Below are 5,607 nucleotides of genomic sequence, written 5' to 3'. Positions count from 1 at the left end.
CTCACCGAGGGCAAGCCGAAGCTGGTGTCGGTGGTGGCGGCGGAGGGCGTGGACGAGGCGCGGCTGCTGCACCTGGCGGCGAGCCTGGAGCGGGGCAGCGAGCACCCGCTGGCGGCGGCGGTGGTGGCGGGGGCCGAGGCGCGCGGGGCGGTGCTGACGGCGGCCCAGGGCTTCCGCTCGGTGACGGGCAAGGGCGTGACGGGGCGCGTGGGAGGGGCGGAGGTGGCGCTGGGCAACATGGCGCTGCTGGAGTCGCTCGGCGTGGACGCGGGAGCGCTGCGGCCGCGCGCGGAGGCGCTGCGGCGCGAGGGCCAGACGGTGGTGTACGTGGCGGTGGACGGGCGGCCGGCGGGGCTGCTCGGGGTGGCGGATCCGCTCAAGGCCACCACGGCCGAGGCGCTCGCCACGCTGCACCACGAGGGCGTGCGGGTGGTGATGCTCACGGGAGACAGCCGCACCACGGCCGAGGCGGTGGCGCGCGCGCTGGGCCTCGACGAGGTGGTGGCCGAGGTGCTGCCCGAGGGCAAGGGCGACGAGGTGAAGCGGCTACAGGCCGAGGGCCGCACGGTGGCGATGGCGGGGGACGGGGTGAACGACGCGCCGGCACTGGCCCAGGCGGACGTGGGCATCGCCATGGGGACGGGGACGGACATCGCGATGGAGAGCGCGTCGGTGACGCTGGTGAAGGGAGACTTGCGGGGAATCGCCCGGGCCCGGAAGCTGAGCCGGGGCACGCTGCGTAACATCCGGCAGAACCTCTTCTTCGCCTTCGTCTACAACACGCTGGGCGTGCCCCTCGCGGCGGGGGTGCTCTACCCCTTCTTCGGGCTGCTGCTGAGCCCGATGCTGGCGGCGGCGGCGATGAGCCTCTCGTCGGTGTCGGTCATCGGCAACGCCCTACGGCTGAGGCGCCTGAAGCTGTAGCCGGGCCCGAGGGGCCCGGGCTCACACGGCTCGGAGCGCGAGGACGAGGCCGGGAAGCGCCTGGGGGAGGGGGGCGTCACCGACGCCCAGCTCCTCGGCCAGCACGGTGAGCATCTCCTGGGCCGCGGCCATCTTCGCCTTGGGCACGCGGGAGAGCGCCCGCTGCACGGCGGCCTCCACCGTGCTGGCGGCGGGGGCATCCAGCGCACGGCCCTTCTCGGTGAGGCAGAAGAGCGCCTTGCGCGCGTCGAGCGGATCCGACTTGCGCTCGAGGTAGCCCCGCGTCTCCAAGCGCCTCAGGACGCCGGTGAGCGTGCTGGGGTGGACGTGGAGGATGTGCGCGAGGCGGCCCGCGGTGATGCCGGGGAAGCGTCCCACGAGGCGCAGCACCAGCCGCTGCGGGCCCGTCAGCCCCAGCGTGGCCTCCATGTGCTTCGAGGTGGACTTCAATCGATGGTCCACGGCCCACAACAGGCGCATGAAGTCCAACACCTCGCCCAACTGGGGCTCCTGGGGCTCGTCCCCAGGAACTCGAGCGCCGGCTTCGTCAATCGCTTTCAAGGTGACAGTCACCCTCATGGTGGGATGGGTAGAGCAATGCCCATGCCGCTCCAAGGCCCTCTGGAGCCAGGCACGCGGACCGTTGCGAAATGCCACACCGCGGGCCTGCCTCACCCTCCTGGGCATCCCCGCATCGCGTCGCGCCTCTCCCTGTGGGGGCGTCGACGGGGCCCGTGGGGCATTTCACCCCAGGCTCCGAGGGGCTGGGGCAGAATGTCCCTTGCTGGGCGAGTGCGTGGGGAGAGGCCTGCCCGCCCGTTCTCTCCACGGCATGCCGAGCAACCCGGACCCTCCCCGTTTGGAAGCCCGCACCCCGGTGGGCGGTGGGGTGCACCTCCGCCTGGAGCCCGCCGGGAGCCATCCCTGAGTCACCGGGAAGCGTGCACTCGGCGGGCGTCTCATTAGACTGGTGCCCATGTCTTCTCGCGAAGAGGCGCGTGGCTCGGGCGCCCCCTCAGGAATCGTCTCGGTGGTCCGGCTCCCGCAGAGCTGGTTCATCCTCTGCGCCTCGCGGGAGCTGGGCCGCAAGCCGCTCGCGCGCACACTGCAGGGCACGCCGCTCGTCCTCTTCCGCACCGAGAGTGGCAAGCCCGCCGCGCTGGTGGACCGCTGCCCCCACCGCAACGTGCCCCTGTCGCTGGGGCGCGTGGTGGGCGGCCAGCTCCAGTGTGGCTACCACGGCTGGCGCTTCGACGCCGGAGGCGAGTGCCGCGCCATTCCCGGCCTCCTGGGCGAGCCCGGCGCCAAGTCGCGTTGCGCGGCCTCGCACGCCACGCGCGAGCAGGACGGCTTCGTCTGGGTGTACTCCACCCCCGGCGTCGAGCCCACGAGCGAGCCCTACCGCTTCCCCCTGCTGGACGCCCACGGCTACAGCACCGTGCGCCGCACCCTGCGCGCGAAGGGCTCGCTGCACTCGCTGCTGGAGAACACGCTGGACGTGCCCCATACGGCCTTCCTCCACGGGGGCCTGTTCCGCACCGAGAAGAAGAAGAACGAGATCGAGGTGGTGGTGCGCAAGGGCGCGGACCGGGTGGAGGCCGAGTACATCGGCGAGCCGCGTCCGGAGGGCCTCGCGGGCAAGCTGCTGGCCCCGGGGGGCGGCGTGGTGCAGCACTTCGATCGCTTCCTGCTGCCCTCGCTCGCCCAGGTGGAGTACCGCATCGGCGACGACAGCCACCTGCTCGTCACCTCGGCGATGACGCCCGCGGACGACTGGGACACGGTGGTGTACGCCGTCGTCACCTTCCGCATGCCCCTGCCGCACTGGCTGGTGAAGCCCTTCCTCACCCCCGTGGCCCTCCACATCTTCGGGCAGGACGCGAAGATTCTCGCGCGCCAGACGGAGACCATCCGCCGCTTCGGCTCGGAGACGTTCGCCTCCACCGAGGTGGACGTGCTCGGCCCGGCCATCCTCCGCCTGCTGCGCCAGGCCGAGCGCGAGAAGGTGGCCGTCCCCTCCGACGCGGTGCAGGAGACGCGGCTGAAGATGCGGGTGTGAACGGCCCGCCCGCCCGGCAACGGACAATCCGGGACCTCCGGGGCTGTCAAGCTTCCACCAGCGCACAGAGCTCCCGGAGGGGCATGGCCTCGCACGGGAGGGGACTGTCACCCTACGGGAATGACCTCCGCGCTCGCCAGCGAGAAGCTCCTCTTCGCGCAGTCCGTGGATGCCCTCTTCGTCCGGGCCCTGGGGCCGCACCTGTCCCGGGAGGGCCGGCGCCGGCTGAAGGAGGTGGGGTTGGACCTGAGCGAGCCGCTGCGGCCGGCCTACCCGCTGGAGCTGTGGAAAGCTTTCCTGCGCGTGGCGGCGGGCGACGTCTTCCCGGCGGCCTCGCCCCGGGAGGCGTGGTTCAGCCTGGGGGAGCGCTACCTGCAGGGCTACCGGCAGACGGCGCAGGGGCGCGCGAGCATGGCACTCGTCACGCGGCTGGGGCCCCGGCACACGCTGGAGCGCGTGCCGCACAACGTGCGCGCCGGCAACAACTTCAACGAGGTGAAGGTGGAGGAGCTGGGCACCCACGCGGCGACGCTGTGGATGAAGGACGTGGCCGCGGACAACCCCTTCTTCGCCTGCGGCTTCCTCTCGGAGACGCTGCGCTCGGCCGGGGCCGGCGACATCTCCGTGCAGCCGGTGGCCTTCGATGGGACGGCCGCCACGTTCCGCCTCACCTGGACGCATGCCGCCACCGGCTCGGTCGCGGCCGCGGGGGTGGCGCGGCGCTGACACCCCCCTGCCCGCTCCTCCTTATGGAGGAGGGGGCATGGTCAGCCGGACGGCACTGGCACTAGGCTCGGCTCCGCCGAATCACAGGGAGCGCCCATGTCGTCGTCCGCGAAGTCGATGGAAGGAAAAGTCTGCCTCGTCACCGGGGCCACGTCCGGCCTGGGGAAGGCCACCGCGACGGCGCTCGCGGGGCTGGGCGCCACCGTCATCCTCGGCTGCCGGGATCGGGCCAAGGGCGAGGCGGTGAAGAGCGAGATCTCCGCCAAGACGGGCAACGCGTCGCTGGACCTGTTCCAGGCGGACCTGTCCTCCCAGAAGTCCATCCGCCAGGGCGCGGAGGACGTCCTCTCGCGCCACGCCAGGCTGCACGTGCTGGTGAACCAGGCGGGCCTGTACGTGAGCCAGCGCCAGGTGACGGTGGACGGCCTGGAGATGATGTTCGCGGTCAACCACCTGGCGTACTTCTCGCTGACGCACCACCTGCTGCCCGCGCTGAAGGCCGCCGGGTCCGCCCGCGTCGTCAACGGCTCCGGTGGGGCCGAGGCCGCGGGGAACATCCACTTCGACGACCTGCAGGGGGAGAAGAAGTGGAGTGCCTTCCGGGCGCTCGCGCAGTCCAAGCTGGGCAACTTCCTCTTCACCTACGAGCTGGCGCGCCGGCTCGAGGGCACGGGCGTCACGACGAACGTCATGCACCCGGGCGGGGTGAAGACGGAGCTGGGCAAGGGCGCCGGAGGCCCCTTCGGCCTGGCGCTGCGGCTGATGCGGCCCTTCATGGACACGCCGGAGAAGGGGGCCGAGACGCTCGTGTACCTGGCCAGCGCGCCCGAGCTGGCGGGCGTCAACGGCGGCTACTACGTGAAGAACAAGCCGGCGAAGTCCTCGGCGCGCTCGCGGGACAAGGAGCTGGCCGCCCGGCTGTGGAAGGTGAGCGCCGAGCTGGCGGGCCTGCCGGCCTGAGCCCTTGGGGGCGGACTACGCGGTGAGCACCACGCGCAGGCAGCTGTCGGTCTTCTTCTTGAACATGTCATAGGCCCGGGGCGCTTCGTCGAGCGCCATCCGGTGTGACACCACGAAGGAGGGGTCCACCTCGCCGCGCTCCACGTGGCCGATGAGCCGGTCCAGGTAGCGCTGGGCGTGCATCTGCCCCATGCGCAGCGTGAGGCCCTTGTTCATCGCCGAGCCGAGGGGGAACTTGTCCACCACGGCGCCGTACACGCCCATGATGGAGACGGTGCCGCCCTTGCGGCAGGCCTGGATGGCCTCGCGCAGCACGTAGGGGCGCTCCGTCTCCAGGCGCATGGCCTGCTTCACCCGGTCGTACACGCCCTCGTAGCCCGTCTCGTGGGCCTCCATGCCCACCGCGTCGATGCACGCGTCCGGGCCCTGCCCGCCGGTGAGCTCCTTGAGGGCCTCGGCCACGTTCACCTTCGTGTAGTCGAGCACCTCGGCCTGGCAGTGCTTGCGCGCCACCTCCAGGCGGTCCGCCAGCCGGTCGATGGCGATGACGCGCCCGGCGCCGAGCAGCCACGCGCTCTTCATGGCGAAGAGGCCCACCGCGCCGCAGCCCCACACCGCCACGGTGTCGCCGGGCGCGATGCCGCACAGGTCCGCGCCCATGAAGCCGGTGGGGAAGGCGTCCGAGATGAAGAGGGCCTGCTCGTCACTGATGCCCTCGGGCACCTTGCGCGGCCCCACGTCCGCGAAGGGCACGCGGATGTACTCGGCGTGGCTGCCCGCGTAGCCCCCCATCATGTGCGAGTAGCCGAAGATGCCGCACGTGGCGTGGCCCCAGAGCTTCTCGGCCATGGACGGCTTGGGGTTGGAGTTGTCGCAGAGGGAGAACTGGCCCTTCTTGCAGTGGAAGCAGTCGCCGCAGGAGATGACCGAGGGGACGA

Annotated in this window: 6 protein-coding genes; 4 read left to right on the top strand and 2 right to left on the bottom strand. The window is 71.8% G+C overall.

Annotation, left to right across the window (positions count from 1 at the left end):
• On the top strand, nt 1-924 hold a 924-nt coding region (locus tag VF697_RS13105), incomplete at its 5' end, for an HAD-IC family P-type ATPase (RefSeq protein ID WP_331094818.1).
• Between the two features lie 21 nt (nt 925-945).
• Here the strand turns inward: VF697_RS13105 and VF697_RS13100 are convergent.
• Nucleotides 946-1,503: a MarR family winged helix-turn-helix transcriptional regulator gene (locus tag VF697_RS13100; RefSeq protein WP_414641285.1), complete on the bottom strand. Its 558-nt coding sequence runs from the start codon at nt 1,501-1,503 to the stop codon at nt 946-948.
• 397 nt (nt 1,504-1,900) lie between these two features.
• Between VF697_RS13100 and VF697_RS13095 the strand changes: the two genes are divergently transcribed.
• The 3 genes from VF697_RS13095 (at nt 1,901) to VF697_RS13085 (ending at nt 4,669) form a co-directional block, all read left to right on the top strand.
• A complete protein-coding gene (locus VF697_RS13095) occupies nt 1,901-2,983 on the top strand; it encodes an aromatic ring-hydroxylating dioxygenase subunit alpha (protein WP_331094814.1) in 1,083 nt (360 codons plus the stop codon).
• Between the two features lie 120 nt (nt 2,984-3,103).
• Entirely contained in the window at nt 3,104-3,709 is a 606-nt protein-coding gene (locus VF697_RS13090) for a DUF2378 family protein (protein WP_331094812.1), read from the top strand.
• Nucleotides 3,710-3,805: 96 nt separating this feature from the next.
• The gene (locus VF697_RS13085; RefSeq protein ID WP_331094810.1) at nt 3,806-4,669 is read left to right on the top strand and encodes an SDR family oxidoreductase; all 864 of its coding nucleotides are present in this window, start codon (nt 3,806-3,808) and stop codon (nt 4,667-4,669) included.
• 15 nt (nt 4,670-4,684) lie between these two features.
• On the opposite strand, the gene VF697_RS13080 is transcribed toward VF697_RS13085, so the two are convergent.
• Nucleotides 4,685-5,607, bottom strand: a 923-nt coding sequence (locus VF697_RS13080; RefSeq protein WP_331094808.1) for a zinc-binding dehydrogenase, incomplete at its 5' end; no start/stop codon positions are given.

Source organism: Archangium sp., from assembly GCF_036388035.1.
GTDB lineage: Bacteria > Myxococcota > Myxococcia > Myxococcales > Myxococcaceae > Archangium.
This window is presented reverse-complemented; position numbering and strand designations above follow the sequence as displayed.

What these genes read in the sequence shown, in the direction of transcription:
- VF697_RS13085 (WP_331094810.1), top strand. Translation starts at nt 3,806, where the DNA reads ATGTCGTCGTCCGCGAAGTCGATGGAAGGAAAAGTCTGCCTCGTCACC.
- VF697_RS13090 (WP_331094812.1), top strand. Translation starts at nt 3,104, where the DNA reads ATGACCTCCGCGCTCGCCAGCGAGAAGCTCCTCTTCGCGCAGTCCGTG.
- VF697_RS13100 (WP_414641285.1), bottom strand. Translation starts at nt 1,503, where the DNA reads ATGAGGGTGACTGTCACCTTGAAAGCGATTGACGAAGCCGGCGCTCGA.
- VF697_RS13095 (WP_331094814.1), top strand. Translation starts at nt 1,901, where the DNA reads ATGTCTTCTCGCGAAGAGGCGCGTGGCTCGGGCGCCCCCTCAGGAATC.